At 44.2% G+C, this 25,467-nt stretch carries 22 protein-coding genes and 1 pseudogene; 9 read left to right on the plus strand and 14 right to left on the minus strand.

The genetic code is table 11. The features are described from left to right. Nucleotides 1-94: 94 nt before the first annotated feature. Complete coding sequence (locus IHV80_RS18850) at nucleotides 95-1,435, minus strand: MATE family efflux transporter (RefSeq protein WP_192891845.1); 1,341 nt, start codon at nucleotides 1,433-1,435, stop codon at nucleotides 95-97. Between the two features lie 322 nt (nucleotides 1,436-1,757). On the opposite strand from IHV80_RS18850, the gene IHV80_RS18855 reads away from it, so the two are divergent. Continuing rightward, nucleotides 1,758-2,873 (plus strand): hypothetical protein, encoded by a 1,116-nt coding sequence (locus IHV80_RS18855; RefSeq protein ID WP_192891846.1) that lies wholly within the window; start codon nucleotides 1,758-1,760, stop codon nucleotides 2,871-2,873. Nucleotides 2,874-2,952: 79 nt separating this feature from the next. Here the strand turns inward: IHV80_RS18855 and ppsA are convergent, their stop codons facing one another. Continuing rightward, nucleotides 2,953-5,325: a phosphoenolpyruvate synthase gene (ppsA, locus tag IHV80_RS18860; RefSeq protein ID WP_017108297.1), complete on the minus strand. Its 2,373-nt coding sequence runs from the start codon at nucleotides 5,323-5,325 to the stop codon at nucleotides 2,953-2,955. Between the two features lie 178 nt (nucleotides 5,326-5,503). Here ppsA and ppsR point away from each other — a divergent pair, with 178 nt between their 5' ends. Beyond that, a complete protein-coding gene (gene ppsR / locus IHV80_RS18865) occupies nucleotides 5,504-6,337 on the plus strand; it encodes a posphoenolpyruvate synthetase regulatory kinase/phosphorylase PpsR (RefSeq protein WP_192891847.1) in 834 nt (277 codons plus the stop codon). 75 nt (nucleotides 6,338-6,412) lie between these two features. Here ppsR and IHV80_RS18870 read toward each other — a convergent pair whose 3' ends face one another. The 4 genes from IHV80_RS18870 to IHV80_RS18885 form a co-directional block, all read right to left on the minus strand. Then, nucleotides 6,413-7,642, minus strand: a complete 1,230-nt coding sequence (locus tag IHV80_RS18870; protein ID WP_192891848.1) for a ferredoxin reductase family protein — start codon at nucleotides 7,640-7,642, stop codon at nucleotides 6,413-6,415. Between the two features lie 154 nt (nucleotides 7,643-7,796). After that, complete coding sequence (gene grxB, locus IHV80_RS18875; protein ID WP_192891849.1) at nucleotides 7,797-8,429, minus strand: glutaredoxin 2; 633 nt, start codon at nucleotides 8,427-8,429, stop codon at nucleotides 7,797-7,799. A gap of 346 nt (nucleotides 8,430-8,775) precedes the next feature. After that, the gene (locus IHV80_RS18880) at nucleotides 8,776-8,934 is read right to left on the minus strand and encodes a hypothetical protein (RefSeq protein ID WP_165689583.1); all 159 of its coding nucleotides are present in this window, start codon (nucleotides 8,932-8,934) and stop codon (nucleotides 8,776-8,778) included. A 164-nt stretch (nucleotides 8,935-9,098) separates the two neighbouring features. Beyond that, the gene (locus IHV80_RS18885) at nucleotides 9,099-10,079 is read right to left on the minus strand and encodes a Gfo/Idh/MocA family protein (protein ID WP_192891850.1); all 981 of its coding nucleotides are present in this window, start codon (nucleotides 10,077-10,079) and stop codon (nucleotides 9,099-9,101) included. Nucleotides 10,080-10,298: 219 nt separating this feature from the next. On the opposite strand from IHV80_RS18885, the gene IHV80_RS18890 reads away from it, so the two are divergent. Together IHV80_RS18890 and IHV80_RS18895 are read left to right on the plus strand one after the other, a co-directional pair. Then, nucleotides 10,299-10,781 carry a GNAT family N-acetyltransferase gene (locus IHV80_RS18890; protein WP_192892170.1) on the plus strand — a complete coding sequence of 161 codons (483 nt, stop codon included), beginning with the start codon at nucleotides 10,299-10,301 and terminating at the stop codon, nucleotides 10,779-10,781. Between the two features lie 2 nt (nucleotides 10,782-10,783). Further along, entirely contained in the window at nucleotides 10,784-11,611 is an 828-nt protein-coding gene (locus IHV80_RS18895) for a L,D-transpeptidase family protein (RefSeq protein WP_192891851.1), read from the plus strand. A 69-nt stretch (nucleotides 11,612-11,680) separates the two neighbouring features. On the opposite strand, the gene IHV80_RS18900 is transcribed toward IHV80_RS18895, so the two are convergent. The 4 genes from IHV80_RS18900 to IHV80_RS18915 all read right to left on the minus strand — a co-directional run bounded on the left by IHV80_RS18900 (nucleotide 11,681) and on the right by IHV80_RS18915 (nucleotide 15,395). Continuing rightward, on the minus strand, nucleotides 11,681-12,418 hold the full coding sequence (locus IHV80_RS18900; RefSeq protein ID WP_192891852.1) for a sulfite exporter TauE/SafE family protein: 738 nt from the start codon (nucleotides 12,416-12,418) through the stop codon (nucleotides 11,681-11,683). Nucleotides 12,419-12,578: 160 nt separating this feature from the next. Next, entirely contained in the window at nucleotides 12,579-13,298 is a 720-nt protein-coding gene (locus IHV80_RS18905) for a glycerophosphodiester phosphodiesterase family protein (RefSeq protein ID WP_192891853.1), read from the minus strand. Between the two features lie 214 nt (nucleotides 13,299-13,512). Next, on the minus strand, nucleotides 13,513-14,115 hold the full coding sequence (locus IHV80_RS18910) for a 2OG-Fe(II) oxygenase (RefSeq protein ID WP_192891854.1): 603 nt from the start codon (nucleotides 14,113-14,115) through the stop codon (nucleotides 13,513-13,515). A 362-nt stretch (nucleotides 14,116-14,477) separates the two neighbouring features. After that, on the minus strand, nucleotides 14,478-15,395 hold the full coding sequence (locus tag IHV80_RS18915; protein ID WP_192892171.1) for a permease: 918 nt from the start codon (nucleotides 15,393-15,395) through the stop codon (nucleotides 14,478-14,480). Nucleotides 15,396-15,685: 290 nt separating this feature from the next. Between IHV80_RS18915 and IHV80_RS18920 the strand changes: the two genes are divergently transcribed. After that, nucleotides 15,686-16,474 carry an MBL fold metallo-hydrolase gene (locus IHV80_RS18920; protein ID WP_192891855.1) on the plus strand — a complete coding sequence of 263 codons (789 nt, stop codon included), beginning with the start codon at nucleotides 15,686-15,688 and terminating at the stop codon, nucleotides 16,472-16,474. A 75-nt stretch (nucleotides 16,475-16,549) separates the two neighbouring features. Here the strand turns inward: IHV80_RS18920 and IHV80_RS18925 are convergent, their stop codons facing one another. Together IHV80_RS18925 and rimK are read right to left on the minus strand one after the other, a co-directional pair. Beyond that, nucleotides 16,550-16,978: an ATP-dependent zinc protease family protein gene (locus IHV80_RS18925; protein ID WP_004733090.1), complete on the minus strand. Its 429-nt coding sequence runs from the start codon at nucleotides 16,976-16,978 to the stop codon at nucleotides 16,550-16,552. Between the two features lie 32 nt (nucleotides 16,979-17,010). Then, on the minus strand, nucleotides 17,011-17,916 hold the full coding sequence (rimK, locus tag IHV80_RS18930) for a 30S ribosomal protein S6--L-glutamate ligase (protein ID WP_010428457.1): 906 nt from the start codon (nucleotides 17,914-17,916) through the stop codon (nucleotides 17,011-17,013). Between the two features lie 603 nt (nucleotides 17,917-18,519). On the opposite strand from rimK, the gene IHV80_RS18935 reads away from it, so the two are divergent. Then, entirely contained in the window at nucleotides 18,520-20,304 is a 1,785-nt protein-coding gene (locus tag IHV80_RS18935) for an SgrR family transcriptional regulator (RefSeq protein WP_192891856.1), read from the plus strand. A gap of 42 nt (nucleotides 20,305-20,346) precedes the next feature. On the opposite strand, the gene IHV80_RS18940 is transcribed toward IHV80_RS18935, so the two are convergent. Beyond that, nucleotides 20,347-22,245 (minus strand): methyl-accepting chemotaxis protein, encoded by a 1,899-nt coding sequence (locus IHV80_RS18940; protein WP_226088554.1) that lies wholly within the window; start codon nucleotides 22,243-22,245, stop codon nucleotides 20,347-20,349. 278 nt (nucleotides 22,246-22,523) lie between these two features. On the opposite strand from IHV80_RS18940, the gene IHV80_RS18945 reads away from it, so the two are divergent. Then, nucleotides 22,524-23,585 (plus strand): MBL fold metallo-hydrolase, encoded by a 1,062-nt coding sequence (locus tag IHV80_RS18945; protein ID WP_192891857.1) that lies wholly within the window; start codon nucleotides 22,524-22,526, stop codon nucleotides 23,583-23,585. A 134-nt stretch (nucleotides 23,586-23,719) separates the two neighbouring features. On the opposite strand, the gene IHV80_RS18950 is transcribed toward IHV80_RS18945, so the two are convergent. Beyond that, the gene (locus IHV80_RS18950) at nucleotides 23,720-24,154 is read right to left on the minus strand and encodes a MarR family winged helix-turn-helix transcriptional regulator (protein ID WP_192891858.1); all 435 of its coding nucleotides are present in this window, start codon (nucleotides 24,152-24,154) and stop codon (nucleotides 23,720-23,722) included. Between the two features lie 102 nt (nucleotides 24,155-24,256). Between IHV80_RS18950 and IHV80_RS18955 the strand changes: the two are divergent. Beyond that, a pseudogene (locus tag IHV80_RS18955) lies at nucleotides 24,257-24,435 on the plus strand (DUF3861 family protein); the annotation flags it as partial. 197 nt (nucleotides 24,436-24,632) lie between these two features. Beyond that, a complete protein-coding gene (locus tag IHV80_RS18960; RefSeq protein WP_192891859.1) occupies nucleotides 24,633-25,415 on the plus strand; it encodes a hydratase in 783 nt (260 codons plus the stop codon). The last annotated feature ends 52 nt before the right edge of the window (nucleotides 25,416-25,467 follow it).

Consider the following 25,467-nt stretch of genomic DNA (forward strand, 5'->3'; position numbering starts at 1 on the left):
CTCGCTAATCCACTAAACGAAAAAAGCAGCCTCAGCGGCTGCTTTTTAGTATGTATTTACTTGTTTGCTTCTGGTTTAAATCAACGCTTAAATATTAGGTCGCAATATTAAGCTTGGCTTCGACTTGCCCAAGTGCGCGTTGATACATAAACCATGCACATGTTCCGGCAAGCACATTACCTACCATAGCGCCCCAGAATAGGCCCTCAATACCAGCAAGTTGAGAGCCAACCCACAAGCAAGGCAGGAAGAAGGCGAACAGGCGCAGCGCTGAAATCGTCAAGGCGGTGTAGGACTTGCCCAGAGCGTTAGAGACAGAAACCATCAGCATACAGATTCCTAATGGCCCTAAGCTAATAGGCACGATCAGTAGGTGATAGTTTAAAATCGTCGAGACTTCGCTTTCACTGGTCATTAGGTTTGCCAGTCCGCCAGAGAATAGCCAAGTCACTAGCGCTATCACCAACTGGAACCCCAATACGAACATCACCGCAATCTTAACGAGTTTACGTATATTTTCGAGGTTGTTTTCTCCCAACATGCGGCCAATCATCGGAGGCATCGACATCGTTAGTGCTAGCACGGCGACAATCGAGAAGAATTCAAAACGTGAACCCAATGCCCAAGCTGCAACGGCAGCGGTGCCATAGCCAGCAAGCAGCTTAGTGGCGAACATTGATGAAACAGGTGGCAGCAGCTGACTGATCATCGCAGGCCCCATGATGTTACCAATGGAACGAACACTCTTACCAATATCGAGATCGTGCCAATCGAACGTCATCCAATGCTTCTTAGTCACCTTAGGAGCAACGATAAAGATACCCACACCGAAAGCCAAGATGGTCGCAATGGCGGCTCCATTGATGCCCATGTCGAGAGTAAATATGAAAATCGGGTCCAATATTAAGTTGATGATACTGGTCGCGATCATCATTGAACCGGGCAGCATGGTATTACCATTGGCACGACACACACTGTAGAAGAAGTAGAGCAGTGCACCTGTCCAAGAGCTGACTAGCCAATAGATCCAATAAGAATCAATGATTGGCAATACCGTCGGTGGCGCATCCAACAACTGTAAAATTGGCCCACGCAGTAGATAGATGATGATGGAGAAAAGCGCGACACTCACGCTGCCCATCGCAATCACTAATCCACCAAGCTGCTTAGCGTAGCGTGTTTCATTCGCGCCAATGGCTCTAGCGATTACCGCGGTCGTCGCGATTCCTAGCCCGACCTGAATACCAATGATGATCATCTGTATCGGAAGTGTGAAACCTTGAACAGCCAGCGGTAGCACGCCCAGTTGGCCAATAAAAGCACTGTCTACAAGCTGGAAGCTCATTAGGGAAAGCACCCCAAACAGCATTGGCCATGTCATTGTATAGAGTTGTTGGCCAAGAGAAGGCAAGGGAGTTGCGGTAGTAGAATTCATAACACTCTTATCGGTCTTGAAGTTAGGCTTGTTGTGGTGACAAACCTCTCAATGAAGAATTGCGTAAAGGATAACGTAAGGTCAGCTCGATACCAATAATTGTTACCAGATCTAAGCATATTACTTAACTTCGAATTTGGCGGTGTTGGCGCATTGTGGGTTGTGACTTTAGGGAAGCATCTCTCAAACCTTATTTATTTTATAGGCTTATCGTTGTTGGTTAATGTAATTATCAAATCCATAAACTAATATCGTTGGAGAGAAAAGGAATTGCGAGTCAGCAAGCACAGTTTTAACAGCATATTGGAGAGGGAGCCAAAATATGCCGACCACAGAAGAAATTCAGATCAGCCAAGAACAAGTTAGAAAGAACAAGGCGAAGGTACTCGCCAAGATAAACCAACAAGGCATCATGTCTCAGGGCTTTCGCTTGGTTAACGTCAAAGACTACCAACAGAAGCTACAAGCTCTAAAACAGAAAGTCGAAAACTTCGATTACATGAATGCCGCTAACAAGCAGCAAGATCAGGTCATTCTCGACATCATGACCCAGAAGGAAAAGATCCATAACTATCTGGATGAATCATCGAGTCAGAAGTTAGCGAACGGCAACCTAGATTTTGGTTCTCGAAATCAAGTCGCGAATGCCACGCTCAAGAAAAAGCAGCTGTTTCTGATGTTTATGGAGACAGTTGAAGCGCAAGAGGCACTCAGAGAGTTTGCTGTGAAAGTTGCTTCGGTGTGTAACGGGACACTCAAACAGCCTCCCGGTGCTTATCTAGGTGTCAAAGATTTCCATGGTGCACTAGATAAAATCACCAACCGAAAACGTCATTATGATATTGGCGATCTCAAAGATGCAGCGCGCATGACGATCGTGTTTGAGAGTATGGAAGATATGATCGTTGCCAAAGCGATGATCATTTTGACCAAAGAGTTTGTCGAGTTGAAACATCACCAATCTGCGATGAAAGATCGCTACGGCACCAGCCAAGGTGACAATGCTAAATTCAACTGTGGCGCAACCGATGCTGGCTACAAAGACATTAAGTTCTTCTTAAAAATGGCCAATGGGCATATTGGTGAATTGCAGCTCAATACCAAGAACATGATGGTGGCGAAGAAGAACGGTCACATCATCTATGACATCCTTCGAGACGGAGGCAATCTTGATAAGGCATTTACAATCACCAATACAGAAGTGCTCGCTAAGATCAGCCGTAACATGAGTGAAAAGTGGTTCACCTTTATGAACACTCGAGTACCAAAAGCAAGAGATGATTTGATGGCCGTACAGCAGTTAGTCGATCGCTTAAGAGCGAACCTAGGAAGAGGGCAGAACTCACTTCAAGTCAGTTTAGAAGAGATAACCATACTGTCTCGTGTCAGCCTCTATATCTATGAGCAGGGTGATAACGCCAGAGCTTTATTAGAGTAGGTGGAAATAAAAAAAGCCAGTCGGAATGACTGGCTTTGTAGTGTTTACTTTTCGTTGTATTTACTTGTCGAGCAAAGTGTTACTTGTTCGCAACGTTACCAAGCTTCAACCACGTGTCGATAACCGTATCTGGGTTCAACGAAACAGAGCTGATGCCTTGCTCCATTAACCACTCAGCTAGGTCGTCGTGGTCAGATGGGCCTTGGCCACAAATACCCACGTACTTACCTGCTTTAGCTGCTGCATCGATTGCCATTTTCAGCATCGCTTTAACCGCAGGATTACGCTCGTCGAATAAGTGCGCAACGTCACCTGAATCTCGGTCTAGGCCAAGTGTCAGCTGTGTCATGTCGTTTGAACCGATAGAGAAGCCATCGAAGTACTTCAAGAACTCATCAGCCAAAATCGCATTGGATGGCAGCTCACACATCATGATGACTTTCAGACCTTGGTCGCCACGGCGTAGGTTAAACTTAGCCAGAATGTCGATAACCGATGCTGCTTCGCTCGGGGTGCGAACGAATGGGATCATGATTTCAACGTTCTTCAGTCCCATCTCGTTACGAACGCGTTTTAGCGCTTGAGTTTCAAGCTCGAAACAGTCTTCAAATACTGGAGAGATGTAACGAGATGCACCACGGAAACCCAGCATTGGGTTCTCTTCATGTGGTTCAAACGTTTTACCGCCAACAAGGTTGCTGTACTCGTTCGACTTGAAGTCAGACATACGTACGATCACACGCTTAGGCCAGAATGCAGAAGCGATAGTCGCGATGCCTTCAGTTAGCTTGCTTACGTAGAAATCGATCGGATCTTTGTAGCCACGAATGCGCTGGTTGATTTCTGCTTTGATCTCATCCGTTTGCTCATCGAAGTTCAACAGAGCTTTAGGGTGAATACCGATCATCTTGTTGATGATGAATTCAAGACGAGCAAGGCCAACACCTTCGTTCGGGATTTGAGCGAAGTCGAAGGCGCGATCTGGGTTACCCACATTCATCATTACTTTAGTTGGTAGCATTGGTAGCTCATCAACCTCAGAACGTTTGATCTCAAAATCGAGTTCGCCGTTGTAAACGTAGCCTGTTTCGCCTTCTGAACATGACACTGTTACGGTGTCGCCGTCATTCAGGCTGCTTGTCGCGGTCCCACAGCCAACAATTGCAGGGATACCGAGTTCACGAGCAATGATTGCCGCGTGACAAGTACGGCCACCACGGTTTGTCACAATCGCAGACGCTTTCTTCATCACAGGTTCCCAGTCTGGGTCTGTCATGTCGGTTACTAGTACATCACCTTCTTGAACCAGTGACATTTGGTCTAGAGAGTCAACTAAGCGAACAGGGCCAGAACCGATACGTTGACCGATAGCGCGGCCTTCAACTAAGACATCCGCCTTGTTGTTTAACTCGTAACGCTCGATAACGTTTTGGTCACTTTGAGAACATACGGTTTCTGGTCGAGCTTGAACGATGTAAAGCTTGCCGTCGATGCCATCTTTTGCCCACTCAATGTCCATCGGACGTTGGTAGTGCTTCTCGATGATCATCGCTTGTTTTGCCAGTTCTTTGATCTCTTCATCGTTCAATGAGAACTCGTTACGCTCTTGAGTATCGGTGTCGATGATATCAACTTGCTTGCCGATCTCTTGATTGGTTGAGTAGATCATCTTGATCAACTTAGAACCAAACGTTTTTTTAACGACAGGGTAGTGACCCGCTTCTAGCATTGGCTTGTGAACGTAGAACTCATCTGGGTTCACAGCGCCCTGTACAACCATTTCACCTAGGCCCCAAGAAGAGGTGATGAACACCACTTGGTCGAAGCCTGATTCAGTATCAAGAGTGAACATGACGCCTGAAGAGGCTTTGTCTGAGCGAACCATGCGCTGGATACCCGCAGACAATGAAATACCTCGGTGGTCAAAACCTTGGTGTACTCGGTAAGAGATAGCGCGGTCGTTAAACAGTGAAGCGAAGACGTGTTTGGTCGCTTCGATAACCGCATCGATACCTTTCACGTTAAGGAAGGTTTCTTGCTGGCCTGCAAAAGAAGCATCTGGAAGGTCTTCTGCCGTTGCCGATGAACGAACCGCAACAGACAATTCTTCGTTGCCTTCAATCAGTTCGCGGTAGTTATCACGGATGTCTTGCTCTAGTGATTCTGGGAAGGGTGCATCTAGAACCCACTGTCGAATCGTTGCACCTGTCTTACGCAGTGCGTCAACGTCTTCAACATCAAGTTCATCAAGTAGTTGGTGAATGCGCTCATCAAGACCTTTGTAGTCAAGAAAGTTATTAAACGCATAAGATGTGGTAGCAAAACCATTAGGTACCGATACGCCAGCGTTGGCTAGGTTAGAAACCATTTCGCCAAGTGAAGCGTTCTTACCGCCGACTTTGTCGACATCTTCCATGGATAGGCCATTGAACCATAGGGTGTTATTTTGCATTTATTTCTCCAGAAACATAGCAAGCATTGTAGGGATTTAAAGGCAAACGATTACGTATCAGTTTAAAAAAATGTAAATTATTTTTAAAAGCTGTGGGGGACGTAATAGTCAGCAGGGTTTCGTTATATATATTATGGTTCCCATCCTACTCAAAATAATTTTAAACATTAAATAAAAAATGCAAATTGATATTCAAAGTCGTGATGTATTCTATGTTTCTGACGGAACAGCCATAACATGTGAGACTTTAGGGCATGTTGTTCTAGGTCAATTTCCATTCAAAGCTAATGAGAAAACCTTCCCATTTGTAGAAAGTGAGGACAAACTTTCTGATTTATTAAAAGAGATCGAGATTTCATATCGTGCAACAGGCCATGAACCTTTGGTATTTTTCTCGATTGTGATTCCAGAGATAAAACTAAAATTGCTAGAGGCTCCAGCGCACTGCTATGACGTGCTAGAAAGTATCGTTCAGAAAGTTCAGGATGATACTCAAATGGCTCCTGTACCTAAGCTGCAACGTTCACGCAGTGTGAACAAGGATTCGGTTAAGTATTTTGATCGTATTGCTGCTATTGAGTACACGCTTGCGCACGATGATGGCATCACGCTGAAAGGGCTGGAAGAAGCCGACATCATCTTGTTGGGTGTTTCTCGAAGCGGTAAAACCCCAACAAGCTTGTACATGGCAATGCAGTTTGGTTTGCGAGTAGCAAATTACCCATTCATCCATGATGACTTGGCGCGCTTAAAGTTGTTGCCTGAGTTTGAGATCTACCGTCATAAGTTGTTTGGTTTAACCATTGATGCAGAAAGGCTGACGGAAATTCGAGAGAACCGCTTAGCCGGCAGCGAATACGCCAGTGATTCACAGTGTTTGTATGAGCTGCAAACCGTAGAGGCGATGTTCCGCAGAGAGGCTGTGCCGTACATCAATACCTCATCGTTATCGGTTGAAGAGATTTCTACACGCATCCTAGAGCGAACAGGTTTGAGACGCAGGTTGCTTTGATTCTAATCGCTGAGAAGTGCTCGTTGTTGATTTTATAGCTTGTGACCAACAACGAGCCTTATTGCTTAGCGAGTATCACCTCATAACAAAGTTTTCATTGTGCCAATGACTAGGCTTTAATCCTTTACTTACCAGTTGCTCTTTCAATGAGCTGAGCATTGGAGTCGGCCCACAACCGAACACTTGATACATGGACAGTGGCAAAGATAGTTTCTCGCTAATACCATCAGCAGACAGGCGATCCTGTTCACTATCTTGTGTGTGCAATTGAATGTTCTTACTTCCAATTAGATCCGTCACCTTTTGAACCATTAGGCGGTAAAACTTCCCTCGGCCAACAAAAAATAGGTGAACCTCTTGTTCTGGGCTAGCCGTTGCCTTTATCCAAGAAATAAAAGGTGTGATGCCTATACCTCCAGCTAACCATACTTGTGGCTGACTTGGCTTCTTTTTACGCATGAGCTGTCCATAACCACCATCAACGGTGACCTTTTGGCCGACGACTAATTGTGTTTGTAGCGCCTGAGTATGCTTGCCTAAGTTTCGAATAATAAAGCTCAACTGTTGCTCACAAGGATGAGACGTAATAGTAAAAGGATGGAAGTGGGATACCTTATCTAAGTTAAAGTCCAGGTAAGCAAATTGTCCTACTTGGTAATCAATTGCTTTGGATTCAGCTTTAAGGGTGACCTCTACAGCGTTGTCTATCGGTTTGATATCGCTAACCGTGTAGGTGCAGAAACTTTGTTTCTTAAAGGTGATTTTGTAGACCCAACTTGTAATGCCCACAGCGGAAACCATTAGCAGAGTGATACCTGTTGCGCTGGTTAGACTGAACGGCACGTCTGAAAAGAACGTATGGTAAACCGAGATGATAAAAATCGGCCCCATGAGCATATGGGTGTAATACCAAATTCGGTACGGGATCTGGCGGATCATGCTAATACCGCCTAATAAGATCAGGCCATACATCGCCCACTGCCCAACTTCTTCTCCAAAATCAGCAAAGGTTGGATCAATACCATTACCTGCGGGGCCTGGAACCAATAACCAGTGAAAGCTAGCGCCCAGCACACCTGAAATTCCTAGCCATTTGTGCCAAACATAAGCCTTGTCTATCCCCCCAATCAGGCGGTCTAGCCATTTAGTACGACAGCTAATAAACATTGCCATCGCCATGCTTAGCATTGAGATTGCGGCAAAAAATGCAGGGACTTTTCGAGTCAGCTCGAGCTCGACAGGTAATATGAACCAGATAGACAGTGATACGAATAGGGTTAGCAGTGTGGTTTTTAAAGTACTCATATAGGGCTCTAGCAATACAGGAATACATATATCGTACGAGTGTCAGTATGAATGAATTGTGAATGATATTGTTGGAATTGATTAAGGTAGGAAATAGAACGGAATAGAAGCTAAAAGCAGACCGCAGCCTCTAGCTTCTCACAGGAAAAGCGTTCTAGCGGAGTAAAGACAGCTTTAGTGCTTCACTTTGCTTTTCTAACCAACGTTCTAGCGCTGGTGGCCATGTGATGCTTGGTTCGACGCAGAAACCACGCAACATAGAGAAATACACCGCTTGATCGATAAGAGGCAGTGATGACTCACCATTCTCTAGGTTCAGCAGAAGCTCAGCATCTTTCAGTAATGGGTTAATTTGTTCTACAAACTGTGGTGTTTGTTCAATCAGCTTATCGAAGTTGAGTTCTTCGGTTTCTTTGGCTGCGCGCCACGCTGCTTTGCTTGCTTCTGATTGGTATTCAGCAAGGTCTAGTTTCCACCAACGTGGTAAACCGATGCGTTGGCTTAGCGGGAATGCGCGGCTTTGGAACAGGGTGACTTGTTCTGATGGTACACGTTGTTCATCACTTGATTTCATGTCCATGAAGTAAGCGATGATATCTAAGCTTTCCGCCATGATAGAGCCATCGTCTTTCTGTAAGACAGGCACCATCTTTTTACCGATCAAATCGATAAGGGTTTGGGCGTCATCATAATCCACAGAAACAAGCTCGATGTTCAAGCCTAGAGATTGAGCGATGTAGGCAACTCTTGCACAGAAAGGGCAGTGGTCGTAAATATAAAGCTTCATAGCTTCCCTTAGTTTAGGTCATTATAAATATAAGTTAATGCTAATATACCAGAAAGTATTACGAACATTAAGCATCAATAAACATTAAGCATCAATAAATCCTAAGCACCAATAAACAGTGATCATCAACCGACAATAAGTACTTGGTATAAATACTCTTGGTTCATTTTATTGTCCGTTGGGTTCGGTTTTACTGCAACGAGTAAACTAATGGGAAGGTTGGTGGGAAATAGCAGGCACAAAAAAGGCTCTGGCAATCCCCTCTAATGCAGAAGAGTGAGATCAGCCAAAGCCTGTATTTTGTTACTTTTAGCAGATGGTCTACTAAAAGAGCAAAGTGGTTAAACTATGCTTTTTTAAGATCTTGCATTGGGTAAGTAAGCGTCATTGCGCCTTCTACAGTTGTAACGTGAACGTAGCCGCCACCAGCGCTTAGGCCAGTTACTACCATTTCACCAAGTTCAACACCCTTTGTTGCTACAACGCGATCATCAACTGAAAACACTTTACACACCTTCAATAAATTAAATAAGTACGATAGATATCGAACGCGGATTTAAACAGATGACTCTCTAATCAACTAATCCAGTTGTTTATCGTAAAGATTAAATTTGGTTATGTATAAATGACTATTTCTTAGTTATCAGACCATTAGCGTATTTGTGGAGTCTATTTGTCTGCAGGGTAAACGACACCAACTTGCTGACGCATCTCTGTAATTAGTTTGCAAACGGTTAAAGCGCGCTGTGTTGTTTGAGCTTTGGTTGATTGATCGCCATGGATACAATCGGCAAAGGCTTGCGCTTCATAACTCATTGAGTTTTCACTTTGATGTTGAGTGAGGTTTTCTACCGTGCCATCACGATAGCGGATCTTAACGTCGGTGCATTCAGCGATGTGATCGATAATGATCGCCCCTAGTTCACCTTGGATCTCACTAGGCGCATAGGAATCACTGACCTTAGAGTGCGCGAGAGTCACATCAAATTCAGGGTATTGGAAGATCGCACAGCCATGAGCATCCACGCCAGAATCAAGCAACTTAGCAGAGGCTTGAGCAACTTGAGGCTTGCCAAACAGCGCCACCGAAGCGGCTACACAATAGAAACCAATGTCGACCATTGAGCCGTTTGAGAAGGCAGGGTTGAACGTATTTGGATTTTCACCGTTGAGGTACTTTTGGTAGCGCGATGAATATTGGCAGTAATTGATGTGCGCTTTATGCACTTTGCCTATTTTTTCTAACCCAAGTTGGATTTGCTTAAAGTTCGGTAGGAACTGAGATTTATACGCTTCAAACAGCACCACGCCGTTTTGCTCTGCGACTTCAAACATTCGAGTGGCTTCATCAATATTCGACGCGACAGGCTTTTCACAAATCACATGCTTGCCGTGCTTCATCATTAAAATCGATTGCTCACAGTGCATTGAGTTTGGAGACGCGATGTAAACCGCTGAGATTGTTTTGTCACTGGCTAATGCTTCGAGAGAGTCATAAGTCGTTTTAACGTCAAACTCTTGTGCGAACTGTGCCGCGTTGTCTAAGTTTCGTGAATAAACCGCAGCAAGTTGCATCGATTGAGTTTCATGGGCAGCTTGAACAAACTTTTGTGTAATCCAATTGGTTCCAATTACAGCAAACTTAATCATATAGGTATCCAGTCGTTAGTAGTCGTTAGTGTCTTGATTCTGCAGAGATAGTAGCATTCAAAGGCTGTCAATGTGCCTTAGATTTGCGGAACAATTCCCGTTTAAATACAGCCTAATATCCATTTTTGGCCTCAATAACATACCTGAGTTGGCTAGGACAACGGTGCACAAGTAAGTCATTTTTGCTAAGGTATTATGGAATTCAAACAAGGTGATGATATGCAAATCCGTACCGCAAAGGTAACTGACATTCGCTCTATTTTAGTGCTTTCTGAGCAGATAAACCGTCAACATCATCTTGGCGCACCTATGGTGTTTGCACCACCGTCACGAAGCCTTGGCGACAGCGAAGAGTATTGGTTGGGGCTGATGATAGACCCGCTTGGTTCCTTCTTTGTTGCGGTTCAAGACGAAGAGGTCGTTGGCTTCCTTGCCGGTAAAGTGACGCAGAACAAAGGGGTGAGCTTTATTCAGTCGCATAAGGTTGCGCGGGTGAACACGATAGTGGTCAATGATCAAATTCAAAGCCAAGGTGTCGGTAAGGCGTTGATGAAGTCATTCAATCAATGGTCACAAGCCAGAGGAGCGATAGAGCTTCGTTTGGAAGTGATGGAGTTTAATCAGCAAGCTCAAAGCTTCTATGAGTCGTTAGGAATGGAAACTCAATCTCGAACCATGTCTATGAGCTTAGAGGGGATATAGAGGTGAGGTGGTTTTTGCCTTTATCACTGTACTTACTCTTTGCTAGTTCTCTGGTTTATTCAGCGACTTCCTCTGCTACTGATGCGCCGCAATATGTAAAGCCGCCAGCAGCACAGAAGCTTGTAGTCGAGAAAATAGTCTCGGATGCAACGGCGATAGAAACTATCGTGTTTGAGTCAGCACCTTCTCGCTCCCAAGGTGTCTCAACGTCTCCAGCGAACTCGAATTCCAAGAATGTGATTATTGTGGATGACGTTCTTGAAAGTGGCTCTGACAACAATTCTGACGACAATAAGAATAAGATTGCTCAGCTTTCTCAAGGTTCATCGAAACGTCCACCTCGAAGTTCATCTCAACAGTTTTACAACTTACCTAATATTGCTTCAGAGATAGACCCGCTACTTCAAGTGGTCACTTTGGTTAAGGTCGATAAATCGAAGCGTCGAATGTACTTATTTAAAGACGATGAGGTCGTACAGGAGTTTCGTATCGCCTTGGGTAAGCAGCCAAAAGGGCATAAGCGATTTGAAGGTGATAATCGAACTCCCGAAGGGCAATATAAGCTTGATTATATTATGGAAGAGTCTGATTTTTATCGTTCAGTACACATCAACTACCCACAATCTGCCGACAGAGAGTGGGCCGAAAGACACGATGTGAGTCCTGGAGGAAATATCAAAATCCACGGCATCAAAAATGGTGAGCGTCGTTCGCCAGGTTTCATTCAAAGTTTTGATTGGACGGATGGTTGCATTGCTTTAACCAATCAAGATATGGATGCGTTTATTGAGCTAGTCAAAATGGGCACTCCTATCCATATCGAATGGTAGTACCCAGATTGTTTTTACTCGTCCAGCTTAAGTTTCCACTTGTCGAGTTTAGGTTTCCACTTACTCAGCTTAGACTAGTACTCGCCCTGCACTGAATATGGCTATCACCACCAGCAGGGCAATAGTGACAGGCTTGAATTTCTCTCCGCCAAATCTCTCGAACAATTTAGACCCGACATAGCCACCAAACATGCTGCTTGGCAAAAGTACAATCGTAAGCCAGACCACATCACGGTCGACTAATCCCGCTATCGATGCTGAAACAAATGCACTGGAATCAGCCAATACAAAGAACGCGATCAGACCTGCTCTGGCAATGTGAGGCTCAACTGGGCTTGCTAATGCATGCGTGCCGACCGGAGGCCCAGACATTGAAGCCGCACCATTCATTACCCCAGCAAGGCTTCCGAGAATATAAGGCGCAAACCTAGGTTCGCTTTGATATTGAAAGCCTTTGTAGATCATAAGTGCAGACGCAAAGATAAAAGCGCTGATGATCAAGATGATCGTGTCTTGGCTAACAGATTTGAGCAAGAGTAAGCCGACCGGAGTGAAGGCCAAACAAGGGATAAACACCTTTGAAACCCAGCGCCAGTTAACGTGCTTTCGAACCTTAGGCAGCAATTGAATATTGCCGAGTAGGTCGATCAACATGAAAACAGGAACAAGTTCGATAACAGGGACGAATAATGCGCTTAACGGCAATGCCACTAAGGTGAAACCGAAACCTGAAAAGCCACGAACAATAGCGGCGAAAATGAAGATTGCACCCAAAATTGGGTAAGTTGGACTAAAAATGAGATCCATAAATTAAGTAACCAATGAAGCTGTCTAAATAGAGCGAGCTAATGAAACCAAGTGAGTAGCGGAATGTACTCCTACTCACTTGCGTTTGCTACCTAATTTTCAGGTTTATTGGGGTTAATTTTAATGTCTCTTGAGGCGTGTTTTTTCGGTATTCGCTCGGTCAATTTATAGAGCTAAATTGATTCGGAAAATCAGTGAATACAGCGTCTACTTTTGAGAGAAATTTGAACTGAGACGGATCATTGACGGTGTAGCACCATGTTTGAATGTTCGCTTCTTTTAACGTGTCGAGATCGTTCTGATCGACATGTTCATAGTTCATGTGACAGCTGAACGCTTTGACCTTATCGATAAGCATGAGATCCGCTTGGGTCAGTTGTTCGGTGATCACGCCAACTCGGTATCTCGGTAGATGGCGAGCCATTTCAGCAACGACTTGGTGACTGAAGCTTGAAAGTAAGATTCTGTCGGTATCCAGCGTTGAGCGGATCAGTTCAGTGTGCAGAAGATCGACCACATGAGGCGCTTGGTGTTTGCTATCGACTTTAATTTCCAGATTAACACTCAGATCATGGGTTTCAACCAAGCTCAACAACTCAGTGAGAGTCAGTATTTTTTCACCGGTGAACTGTTCTGATTTCCAATTACCAAAATCTAACAGGCGCAGCTCTGCCAAGGTGTGTTCATCAACACGACCTTTACCATCACTACAGCGTTCTAGTGTGTGATCGTGACAAACGACAAGTTGGTCGTCGAGAGTCACTTGAATATCGACTTCGACCCATTTCAAGCCAAGATTAGCGGCTTGCTCAATGCTTACTTTGGTGTTTTCTGGGTGAGTACCCGCCACACCACGATGACCTACGATGATAGACGACATAATTAATCCTTCTTTAAGACGCATCGTAAACATTTATTAAATATCAGTTTTCTCTATTACGCCAGAGCAATCGTTAAGCCGAATAGCCGTGTTGTGACTCTGCTAATGAAAGCGGTCGATTAGACTGGTCACTTATTGTGATTCTTATCTACAAAAAAGCCTCTCGATGGAGAGGCTTTCGATGAAATAGGCTCTGGATAAGATAGAGATTGGCTTAGTGTGCGATGTCCAACTGGTTGTCTTTCACGCCGTTAATACGGAACCAACCAGCGATACTGAATCGCTCGGTGTTGGTTGGCAGAACCTCGTGTGGGAACTGTTCAGACAAGAATACCAACAGTCGACCACCCTTTGGTGGAATGGTCGCGATGTGATTGTCTTTTAGATCGTAAACCACGAGCTCCCCTGCGTCTTCCTCAGACCATTCGTCATTCATGTAGAACACTGTGGTCAGGCGGCGGTTTTCGTTGCCTTTAAAGCAGTCTAAATGCTTCTGGTAGAAGTCGCCTTTTTCGTATTTCGCAAAGTGCGCTTCGTATTCGAACAGACCTAAAAAGAATGCTTGGTTTGCCTCTAAACGAATTTGTTCCATTTTGTCTAGGAACAGAGATGCTGGTTCGCCCATATCACGGCGTACCCACTGAATTTTGTCACTACGAATCGTTGCTTCTCGTGTTACGTCATCGTTACGGCCGATCCTAGCCTTTTTCCAGTTCTCTGGAATGCAATCCCTCAATGCCACTACTTCTTCGTGAGTTAAGAAGTCATCCCAAACGAAATAGCCTTGGGTAGAAAGAGCATCGATTAATTGGTTCATGTATAGCACTCAGACAATAAATTAGAGGCGCATATATAGTCCTAATAACTCAGGCCAACAAATCACGTATTTTGTCGTCACGATAAAACCGAAAAGGGTGTCTAAATTTGGGGGGAGAAAGAGGCAGAGAGCCTCAGAGCTAACCTATCTTTGACGAGCGCAGAGGCGTTGATTGCGAGGGATCATTAGAATGAAGGCCGAGTTAACTTACCGTTGACACGAGCGCTTCACTGATTTGTTCAACCATGTTGCACCTCTGATTCTTTGATTTCTGGAGTGATTCGTTTATGTGTTTGTTTATCTACTCGTTTCTCTATTCTTGGGTATTGAGAAAGCACACTCAAAAGAGTGTGCTTTTAGGGTTAGAAGATGAATTGGTACAAGAAACCAGCGCCAATTGCCATGCTTAAGATTACGAACAAGAACGCTGCAATCATTTTGTTTTTGAAAATAGATTTAAGCAAAATTACTTCAGTCAAACTCGCACCAGCACTACCAATAATCAACGCCATTACTGCTCCAAGTCCCATGCCTTTCGCTGCCAATGCTGCGCTTAAAGGGATCACTGCTTCAGCTCGGATGTAAAGTGGGATACCAATAACTGCTGCAATTGGAATCGCAAATGGGTTGTTTTCACTTGCTACGCTTGCCACAAATTCTGTTGGCATGAAGCCGTAAATCATTGAGCCAAGAGCTATACCACCGACTAGGTAAGGAACCACTTTCTTGAAGTCTGCCCATGTGCTGTTCCAAATTCTTACCCATTTGTTGATAGGTTTTGCTTTTGCGCCGCATGAAGAAGCACAACCTTTCGCTTCTGGTGCAATGTATGCTTCTGGTTTTACGTATTTTTCAAAGCCAAGCTTCTCTAAGGTGTAGCCAGCAATAACCGATACGCCCATTGCGACAACAAAGTAGAACACGGTGACTTTAAGACCAAAGGTCACAGCAAACAAACCGATGATAATTGGGTTCAATAGTGGGCTAGCAAATAGAAACACCATCATGGTTCCGAAGCCTGCTTTTGCACGTAATAGACCTTTCAAAAAGGGAATCGTTGAGCATGAGCAGAATGGTGTGATAGCACCTAATAAGCCTGCAACGAAGTAACCCTTACCATTTTTGCCGCTCAGGATACTTTGTATTTTTTCTGGTGGGATGTACTCTTGCAGCACACCTACGATGTAGCTGATCAATAGGAATAGTAGGGTCAATTCAACCGCTAAGAAGCCGAACATACCTAAGGTATCCATAACCATATCTTGTGTAATATTCATAATTCGTTTCTCTATATTTCTGGAATGTTCGAAATATACGCCCGCGAGATTTTCTCGTCAACATATATTTCGATATTTATCGAAATATATGTTGTTGTGAATTTATCTATAATGAGAATTTGTTTGTTAGTATCTGAATTTTATCGAATTTTAAGTGATATTTAAGAGGTGGTAACTTTCTAATCTAGGTCAATAACATGGTTATAAGCAATTCAATTAACAAAATAGTCACAATTCGCTGTGAGTTTGCTATGGTATAGGTCTGACCAGTTGGTTTATTACAAGGAGTGGGTTTGCAGCTGCATACCATTAAAGGTTACATCCAAGATATGTACTTGGTGGAGTACCCAGACAAATTACTGTTACTTGATGGCGCATGTCGAGCCGACATCCCGCATTTGAAAGCTTTCATCGAAACAGAGCTTATGCGTGATTTTGCTGATCTACATACGGTTGTGGTTACACACATGCATCCAGATCACGCAGGGGCCGCGCATAAGCTCAGAAAGCTAACGAACTGTCATTTGGTCGCAGCAAACCGAGACAAAGACTGGTATCACGGTATCGACGGCATCTTGATGCACCTGACCGATCTGGCATTGGCACGATGGATGGCGAATCGTTTAGGTAAACCCAAAGCAAACCTTTGGTATTCGAGGAAGTTAAAGCCGGATTACAAGCTATCGGATGGCGATAGCATTCCGGGTTTTGATGATTGGTTGGTTTTGGAAACGCCGGGGCACACCGACAGAGATCTTTCTGTTTATTCCCCTTCGCACAGCGTTGCCTATGTGGCTGACTTGATGGTAGAGGTTAAAAATAAGCTCATTCCTCCTTTCCCTATCTTCCACCCTAATAAGTATCGTGATTCTGTGTCGCGTATTTATGACATGCACATAGACACTTTGCTGGTGGCACATGGTGGGCAAGTTGAGCTTAATCAACAGGCGTTTGAACATCTGCTGATGAGTGCGCCAAGAAGGCCAGTGACACATTGGCGAGTGACTAAAATCAAACTTAAAGGTTTGGTTAAATCTGTTTGGCGATTTGGTTTTAAAGACAAAAAAAATCGCCACAAATAATTAAGGCCAGTCTCAAAGACTGGCCTTAATTAATACGCGTTGTTGACTCACTATTTGAGCTGTGGAGCAGTTCAATTAGTGAGAAATTAGAAATTCACCCGCTGGGTCAACAATCACTTTGTCACTCATGCCTTGACGACCAAGCAGCATCATATAAGTCATATCTTGACGGTTGCTTAGTGTGATATCGATAGGCCATTCCTGACCACCAATTTTTAGCATGGTTTCAATCACACAACGGTGCTCAACTTCGCCGTTCGATGATTTGATTCTTTTACTTGTTTTCAGCTTCGCCTTGCAGCGCACTGTCTCTTCTAGGTGGTAAACGTCTGGGTGAAGATCGAACTCAACGAAGTTTTCACCGTCTGTTTTTACACATAGTAGATTGTCTACGTGCAGAGAAGAGGTTTGAGCCCCTGTATCAACACGTGTATGTAGTCCAGTTATCCCTAACTCTGGTAAGCAAAGTGCTTCTGTATTCCCTATGATCATTTTATTGTTCATGTTTTTTCCAATCATGAGTAAACGGCGTTTAATCAGCCTTTGCCACGAGTACGGTTAGCGTTTGGTTTTGCATTTTTCTCGATGAATCCGAAAATCATGTCTGCTACATCTTTACCTGTCGCTTTCTCGATACCTTCTAGGCCTGGAGAAGAGTTCACTTCCATTACAACAGGGCCATTCTTAGATTGTAGAATATCGACACCACATAGGTTTAACCCCATGATTTTAGCTGCATTGATCGCTGTAGCGCGCTCTTCTTTGGTTAGTTTAACCAGTTGAGCTGTGCCGCCACGGTGTAGGTTAGAGCGGAATTCGCCCTCACCAGCTTGGCGCTTCATTGCTGCAATAACCTTATTACCCACAACAAAACAACGGATGTCTGCGCCATTAGCTTCTTCAATGAACTCTTGAACCAAGATGTTCGCTTTTAGGCCCATGAATGCTTCGATAACGCTTTCAGCGGCTTTGTTTGTTTCTGCTAGAACCACACCGATACCTTGAGTGCCCTCAAGAAGCTTGATAACCAGTGGCGCGCCACCTACGTTTTTGATCAAGTCTTGGATCTTGTCTGGGCGGCTAGCGAAGCCTGTTTTTGGTAAGCCAATACCTTTACGAGACAACAGTTGTAGTGAGCGCAGTTTGTCGCGAGAACGACTGATTGCTACTGACTCATTGATACAAAAAGTGCCCATCATTTCGAATTGGCGAACAACCGCAGTGCCGTAAAAGGTAATGGAAGCGCCAATACGTGGAATAACAGCATCGTATTGAGGTAGCTCTTCACCCATGTAGCGAATCTTCGGATTGTTACTCGCGATATCTATATCACAGTGCAGCGTGTCGATAACATCGACCTGGTGACCACGAGCTTCTCCTGCCGCTTTTAAGCGAGAAGTAGAGTATAGATTTTCGTTGCGAGAAAGAATTGCGATACGCATGGCGTTTCCTTAGTTAATACCTGATTGGTAACTGCAAATAAATTAGTTGTTAGCTGAGCTTTCAGTTTTTCTTAGGCTCCTTGCTTGCTTCGGGGCGAACCTTAAGGCTTTTTGTTTAACTAAGAAAACGAATTAAATTTGTCGAGTCGACAACAGAAAGTTATCGAATGTGTGAGTGATTGGTACAGCAGGGTTGAGAGGGTGTTTGGAATGGAAAAGCGAGTTGAGACCTAACTCATATTGGGGGTAGGAGCATATTAGGTTGTACTCAACTCGCGTTAACTCGGTGCCAAAAAGTGTACTAATAACGCCAGTTACATAGCTCTATAAGTGTTCGTAGTGCTTCTCTTTCGAGCTTGCTACAGGTGCTTTTTAACTTATTAAGATAGTATTTTCTCATGATGATTACTTCTCTTGTATTAGGCTTTGGTAGGAACTCGTCGTTCCTTGCTGACCCATTAATTATGGTCATTTAATAGGAAGTAATAAACAGATGGTTTTTTGTTAAGTTGTTCCTGTTTTTGTCTTTTATCGTAACTTTATGGCCAATGTGTTTTATAATGGGCCTTATGAGGAAGGGTTGTTTCTAAAAAGGTTCATTATTTGTCTGATTTAAACATGATGCGTTACTACACAAGGCTAGATTCGTTCGAGCCTAATCTCTCACATTCGGTTACCTTGACTGAGGTCGCAGACAAGCTGTTCACCAGTTTGCGCCATGCTCGAACCTTGTTAGGTAAGATGCATCAGGCTGAATGGGTGGTGTGGGAACCAAAAGTCGGCAGGAATCAACGTTCTAGTCTGACCTTACGTTTTAGCCATCAAGAATTGACTCAACATGTTGCCAGTAAATTGATAGAGCAGGGCAAATACGAAAAAGCACTCTCAATTCTAGACAATGACCGCGCTGTATTTGGATCTCTTCTCCAAGAAACCTCTGGCGCGACGATGCGTGAAGGGCTACTGCACGTTCAATTAACCTATAAACGTAAGTTTGAAGACCTATTCCCACACCATATTCACCGTAGTAGCGAACGATTTTTGATCAGGCAAGTGTTCAGTTGCCTCGTCACTTGTAATGGCAAGGGCGAGTTGAAGCCTGAACTGGCGCACCATTGGGAATATGATGCTGAAAAGTTGGTTTGGACTTTCTATTTGCGCCCTGGCCTAACTTTCCACGATGGCCAACCCGTTGACGCCAAACAGCTAGTTTCGTTGTTTACCGCTTTACAACCGCTACCTTTCTATCAGACAGAGTTAGCTCATGTTGCTTCGGTTTACAGTGAGCAGCCGTTAAGGATCAGCTTTCAACTGACCAAAGCAGATACCGGCTTCGCGGGCTTACTTGCTGGCGTTAAGTATTCGATTCAACCTGCTGCGCAAGTGACCCGTGAGCCATCGCCATTAAATTCGGTGTCTCATGCCGTGATTGGAACTGGCCCCTTCAAAGTGGTTGAAACCAATAATGAACGTATCAAGCTTGCCGCATTTGAACACTATTATGGTTGTCGTTCTTTAACTGATGAAGTGACCATCTGGCAGTTTGAAGAGTCGATGACGGGCAGTGCTCGTTTCGACGACAGCCAAATGCAGGTGTCACCTTATGAAGATTCGTCTTGTTTTCATCAACTCGGGAAAAGTGATGCGAAGCTGGTGTCGGCTGAAACTGATGGCCTTCGTAGCCGAGTTGAGGATGGGTGTTTGTTTATTCTATTCAATCAGAATTCAGCGTCTAGTCTGTTAACTGATGAGCAGCGTAAGTACATCGCAGGGATAGCTAACCCACAAGCGGTATTGTCTCAACTGGAACAAAACCAAGGCTTGTTCAGTGTTTCTTTTGCTCAGAACATATTGCCAAGTTGGCAGAAACTGTATCGAACGCCTCCGAAAGAGACGCAATTGCCGAAAAAGATGAGCATCGCTGTTTATAACTATTACGCGCTCTATCGATGTGCTATTTGCGTATCAGACATACTGAAACGATATGGTGTGGAAGTTGAGGTGAATACCTACAGCTTTCGAGAACTGGCACAGCTCTCTCAAAGTGGCGATTTAAAAGAAGACTTAGTGTTGTGTAACCTCAACCTTGATGACAATGCCCCTTCTTCATTGTTCTCATGGTTGATGAATGACCCTGTTTTGCACTCGGCACTAGGAGAGATGAACAGTGATTGGCTCAAACAGCGCTTAGATCATCACAAAGCATCGGTTGAACTGCCTAATTACTTGGCAGAGTTGGAGCCCGTTGCATCCACGTTAATTTCTGATTATTGGCTAGTGCCTATGTTCCATCACCTACAAACCGTACGTTTCCAGGGGATTTTGAAAAACGTGGCCATCACCAACTGGGGATGGCCCGATTTCAAAAATGTATGGTCTGCTGACTAATTTGAGTGTTAATAGTTAAGCTTATTTCGTGTGCTTTTGAAGCTAACATTTGAATTGAGAAACCAGACTGGTCAAGTGCATGGCTTTGGCGCGTAGGTGCTGACACTCTTGCGCCGTTTTCTCTATCATATTGTCGCTCTCTCTGGCTATTTCAGAAATGCCAGAGATGTGTGGTGATATCTCGTTGATCACATTAGATTGCTGCCCAGTCGCCGCGGCGATCTGCATGTTTATTGCATTCATCTCATCGACACTCTGAGAAATGCTTGATAGCTGCTGTTCTGAATTAGAAGCCTCAACCTGACAGTTACTCCCAAGAGTGGTGCTAGTCTCAATCGCAGCCACGGCTTGTTGAGTACGATGCTGAAGCTTCTCGATAATGCCGCGTATTTCTTCAGTTGATGCTTGGCTTCGTGAGGCGAGCGTTCTTACTTCGTCAGCAACCACCGCAAAGCCACGGCCTTGCTCTCCAGCCCGAGCGGCTTCGATTGCCGCATTCAATGCTAACAAGTTCGTTTGTTCAGAAACACCGCTGATTACATCCAACACAGTGTCGATAGAGTTCGCATCTTGAGCGAGTTGATTAACGATTGCCGTGGTGTCGTCGAGTTGTTGGTTCATGTGTTCGATACTTTCTGAGGTGACGGTGACTGATTTTTGACCGATGCTTATCGCACCTGAAGCTCTGCTCGCGCTATCGGCAGCACCGTTAGCGTTTTGGGCTATTTCGTCAGAGCTGGCTCCCATCTCGTGAATGGCTGTGGCGACCTGTTCTATCTGGCTAGTTTGTTGTTTGATGTCTTGTTCCATTGATTGAGCCATTCCATCCACGCTCTGAATGGATTCTGATATTTGTTGACCCGTATTCGAAACGTCTTTAAGCAGGTCGCTAAGGTATTGAACAAATTGGTTATATCCTTTTGCAATCTGACCTATTTCATCATGACGTGAGTCATCCAAGCGAAGCGTTAGATCGCCACCGCCTTTTCCTATCTGTTGCAATAGTTCTGCAACCTCAACGAAAGGCAGCAACAGTTTGTTGGTCGCCCATGCTGCGATTGGTGTATAGATTGCAGCGATGAATAAAGCCATAAAGATAATGGTTTGACTGAAGCCGTTTAATTCACTTAATACTTCTTGCTTGGGGATTTGAGTAATCAAAGTCCAACCAATACCCGGCATCGATTTGGAGCCTAGAATTTGAGGCTGTCCGTCAACAACACCCTCATGAACAATGGTTTGCTGACTACCGAGCAGTAGGCTACTTTCAATCCCGACAGAGTCCAGTGACTGACCAATTAGGTTTTTATCTGGGTGAACCTTGATGAGCCCTTGTTGATCGACCAGGAAAACAATACCGCTTTTACCTACGCTGTAATTGCTGATCAATTGGGTAATACTTTCCAAGGTCAAGCCGATGCCAGTCACACCGATACGTTCGCCGTTTCGAGTAACTACATAATTGACAAATAGCGCTGGGATTCCAGTGCCGGCATCAATATCTAAAGAGAGCTCAAATGCTTTATCTGACTGGATGAAGCGGTAGAACCATTGGTCATTTTGTTCATTGGCTGAGATGGTTTTTAGTACGCCATTATGTGTGTAGTAAGTGCCCGCTTCGTTGGAAACGTAATAGGCACTGATCGCGTTGAATTCATTTTTAACAGATTGAAGATAGGTCCGAAGCTCTTCTTCCGAGAGTGTGGTTTGCTGCATTAAAGGTGAAAGCGTCATCATCTTTGATGCAAGAATAGGAGTTTCCAACTTAAGGTTGATTTCATTGCTCACCTCGCCAAGTGACGCGGGCAGTTCTCTTTCAAAGGTTCTATCAATCAAGATGGCTCGGCTTGATTGAAATGAATATATCCCCATCACGCTAATAATGGCCAGAGCAGCGATGATCGTCGCCAATATTGCCTTAGTTCGTATAGTAAATTGCAATTTAGAGTCCCTTCTAAAACTTCCAATGTTCATTTGTAAATATAATGTTAATTAAAACCTGACTTGTTGGTCAATAAATGAATCCTGGAAATGAGTGTTGTGCGATATTTGTACAGGTTTGGAGGCGGTCGCATTTACTTGTGCTTTGACTGAGGACTTTTTTCGGAGCCAAATTCAATTAATAAAAATTACACTCATTGGTTTACTTTTGTTTTTTGATATGTAAACTTACCAGTGTAGTTTTGAGTTGGGTTTTCCCAACGGTTGAAGAGATACCAATGAAAAAATATCTATTACCGATTTTAGGAGTACTTGCCGTGGTCGCTATCGTAAGCACAGGTTCACAATCAAATGACAATCTAGATAAGCTTCCGAAGAAGTTTGTTAACAGTGAACTGGAATACAAATCGGGTATGTCTGATATTTTTTCAATCTTGAAAGCCTATGTGACAGTGGAAAGGAATGAGCCGGTGCCGCGTGCTGCATTGCCTCTAATGCCGATGACAGCAGAACAGCTGATTGAAGAACAAGAAGACGTTGCGTACCGTTTAGGTCACTCAAGCGTGATGATGAAACTGGATGGTAAGTTAGTGATGACTGACCCCGTGTTCAGTGATCGTGCATCGCCAGTGCAATGGATGGGGCCAAAGCGTTTTCATCCAACACCAATCACACTGCAAGATCTACCCGATATTGATGTGGTGGTGATCAGCCACGATCACTACGACCATTTAGACAAAGGTGCGGTTAAGGTGCTTGCCGATAAAGTAGGTACGTTTTTGGTGCCACTTAGAGTCGGTGCGCTACTGGAAAAGTGGGGCGTGGATAAAGCAAAGATCATTGAGCTGAACTGGTGGGAATCAGCAATAGCTGCCGACATCGAGTTTACTTTGACTCCAACACAGCACTTCTCTGGGCGTGGCTTACTTGACCGTGACCAAACACTGTGGGGGAGTTGGGTTATTAACGCTTCAGATAAGAAAGTCTTCTTTAGTGGTGATTCCGGTTACTTCAACGGCTTTAAAGAGATTGGTGAGCGCTATGGGCCATTTGATTTAACCATGGTTGAAACGGGCGCATACAACTCACTTTGGGCTGATATTCATATGTTCCCAGAACAGAGCGTTCAAGCGCACATCGACCTGCAAGGTAAGGTGATGATGCCAATCCACAACAGTACGTTTGACCTATCAATGCACGATTGGCAAGACCCAATGGAACAAGCTCTCACTATAAGCAAAGAGCGAGACGTGCAAATGGTAAGCCCTATGATGGGTGAACGTTTGGTGATTTCAGAACCAGTACCTGTTCAAGCATGGTGGAAACTAGCATCGAATTAGAGCTGTCATCCAAATAGACGTAGCTAAACCGCTAATCTGTATAAACCCAGCTTATACACAAAACGCCACCGATCTTACGATTCGGTGGCGTTTTTGCTTTTTGAAAAGAGTGGCTTGTTCGAAAGGGCTGCTTGTTACTTAGAGCAACTTTCGAGGTTCTTAGCCATTTTGTTCGCTATTTTGCTGAACTGTTCTAATTCATCTTCGGTCATGCCTTTGGTCATTCGTTGTAGCATGTCTCGATCAATATTAGAGACTTTACCCATGATCTCTTCACCCTTATCAGTCAGGACCAACAATTGGCTACGCTTGTCTTCAGGGTTTGGAGACTTCTTCACAAGCTCTTGATTGATCGTTGTATTTACTAGTCTCGTGACTTGTGCTTTATCACGGCATAGGCAGTTTGCGATATCGATAGCGGTACATGGAGATTTCTTAGTAATGATCTTCATGACACGAATGTTCATAGGTGCGATCTCAGAATCTAAGCTCTCAATCTGTTCACGCATTTGGCGTTTAAAAGAGTGTACTAAGCGAAAGATAGACTCTAGCGATGTGTTATCAGGCATGAACGATCCTCAGGAATACAGTTGATAGTATCAACCATTGTGCTTGTAGTTGACATTATCACTTAGCGGTTCGTAAATTCAAGTTAGGAGACAGTAATGACGATGCAAATAATCACAGGCAAACACAATAACTACCGCACCACTATTGAAGAATTGAGCGTTAAAGAAGACTGCGAACTTCAAACCATACAACTTGAAATTGAAGACAGAGAAATATGTTCGCAATTGTTGAGAAGATCAAACAAGACAATGGCTTAGATAAGCAATCAACAGCGCTTCTTCGACAATGACATATTCAAAATGCCAGCAAACTGATCATCAGGTGCTGGCTTTTCTTTTGTTATATTGACTTAGAGGTATGTGTTTACTTGCGGTACATGTGACAATAAGCCTTTGAACACTTTACGGTGCAACCATCGTATGAGTGATGCAATTGTCCAAGCCTATTTCTAATCGTTCTAAATTTAAACGGTATATTATGACAAGTGTATTTGAGCAGGCGGCTAAAGAGTTATTAAGCCGTCGCACCGCGGGAACTAAAGCGCCAAGATTAATCGAACAATATCGCCCAACCAGTTTAGATGATGCGTTAGCCATTCAAGAATCAATGATTGAAATACGCGCAGATAGAGTGGGGGGCTGGAAGTGTCTATTACCTCTTGCAGAAAATAAATTTATCGTAGCGCCTATTTTCGCTGACAACGTGCAGCAAGGAGATGTTTGTGAACTGTTCGCAGACACAGGGTCTGTGCCAGGCAAAGGGGTAGCCCGAGTTGAGCCAGAAATCGCTTTTGTGCTGACTAAGTCATTGCCTGCGAACCCAAATGGCTACAGTGAAGCACAAATCAATGATGCAATTGGTTCATGTCGTATGGCGTTGGAGTTGATTCAATCTCGCTTTGCTGATGACAGTGATGCAGAATTTTACGAAGTTTTAGCCGATTGCTTGGCAAACCAAGGCCTATTTCTTGGTCCTGAAATAGAGAAAGATAAAGCGTTTGCGGCTGCTAAGGTCGAAGTGGCTATAACTCAAGCTGGAAAGGTTCAGGCATTTTCTGGCGCTCACCCTAACGCATTAGCTCAAAACCCTATCTACTGGTTGATCGATACGATGACCAAGCGTGGAGTCAGTTTTGAAGCGGGCGAGGCGATTATTACAGGGTCTTACTGTGGTGTGGTTGAGCTTGACTTCGACGAGCTAACAACCGTTGCTTATGATGATATCGGAGAGTATCAAGTGACTTTTAAGCAAAAGCGCTAAGTCCTTTGCAAGCTCTGTTTATCAAGAGAGTAGCTCTCTAAAACTCTGCTTT

It is taken from the genome of Vibrio bathopelagicus (genome assembly GCF_014879975.1).
GTDB lineage: Bacteria > Pseudomonadota > Gammaproteobacteria > Enterobacterales > Vibrionaceae > Vibrio > Vibrio bathopelagicus.

Bases quoted from the DNA above. Each gene is read 5' to 3' on its own strand.
- IHV80_RS18850 (WP_192891845.1), bottom strand. From the start codon at position 1,435: ATGAATTCTACTACCGCAACTCCCTTGCCTTCTCTTGGCCAACAACTC.
- IHV80_RS18855 (WP_192891846.1), top strand. From the start codon at position 1,758: ATGCCGACCACAGAAGAAATTCAGATCAGCCAAGAACAAGTTAGAAAG.
- ppsA (WP_017108297.1), bottom strand. From the start codon at position 5,325: ATGCAAAATAACACCCTATGGTTCAATGGCCTATCCATGGAAGATGTC.
- ppsR (WP_192891847.1), top strand. From the start codon at position 5,504: ATGCAAATTGATATTCAAAGTCGTGATGTATTCTATGTTTCTGACGGA.
- IHV80_RS18870 (WP_192891848.1), bottom strand. From the start codon at position 7,642: ATGAGTACTTTAAAAACCACACTGCTAACCCTATTCGTATCACTGTCT.
- grxB (WP_192891849.1), bottom strand. From the start codon at position 8,429: ATGAAGCTTTATATTTACGACCACTGCCCTTTCTGTGCAAGAGTTGCC.
- IHV80_RS18885 (WP_192891850.1), bottom strand. From the start codon at position 10,079: ATGATTAAGTTTGCTGTAATTGGAACCAATTGGATTACACAAAAGTTT.
- IHV80_RS18890 (WP_192892170.1), top strand. From the start codon at position 10,299: ATGCAAATCCGTACCGCAAAGGTAACTGACATTCGCTCTATTTTAGTG.
- IHV80_RS18900 (WP_192891852.1), bottom strand. From the start codon at position 12,418: ATGGATCTCATTTTTAGTCCAACTTACCCAATTTTGGGTGCAATCTTC.
- IHV80_RS18905 (WP_192891853.1), bottom strand. From the start codon at position 13,298: ATGTCGTCTATCATCGTAGGTCATCGTGGTGTGGCGGGTACTCACCCA.
- IHV80_RS18910 (WP_192891854.1), bottom strand. From the start codon at position 14,115: ATGAACCAATTAATCGATGCTCTTTCTACCCAAGGCTATTTCGTTTGG.
- IHV80_RS18925 (WP_004733090.1), bottom strand. From the start codon at position 16,978: ATGAACAATAAAATGATCATAGGGAATACAGAAGCACTTTGCTTACCA.
- rimK (WP_010428457.1), bottom strand. From the start codon at position 17,916: ATGCGTATCGCAATTCTTTCTCGCAACGAAAATCTATACTCTACTTCT.
- IHV80_RS18945 (WP_192891857.1), top strand. From the start codon at position 22,524: ATGAAAAAATATCTATTACCGATTTTAGGAGTACTTGCCGTGGTCGCT.
- IHV80_RS18950 (WP_192891858.1), bottom strand. From the start codon at position 24,154: ATGCCTGATAACACATCGCTAGAGTCTATCTTTCGCTTAGTACACTCT.
- IHV80_RS18960 (WP_192891859.1), top strand. From the start codon at position 24,633: ATGACAAGTGTATTTGAGCAGGCGGCTAAAGAGTTATTAAGCCGTCGC.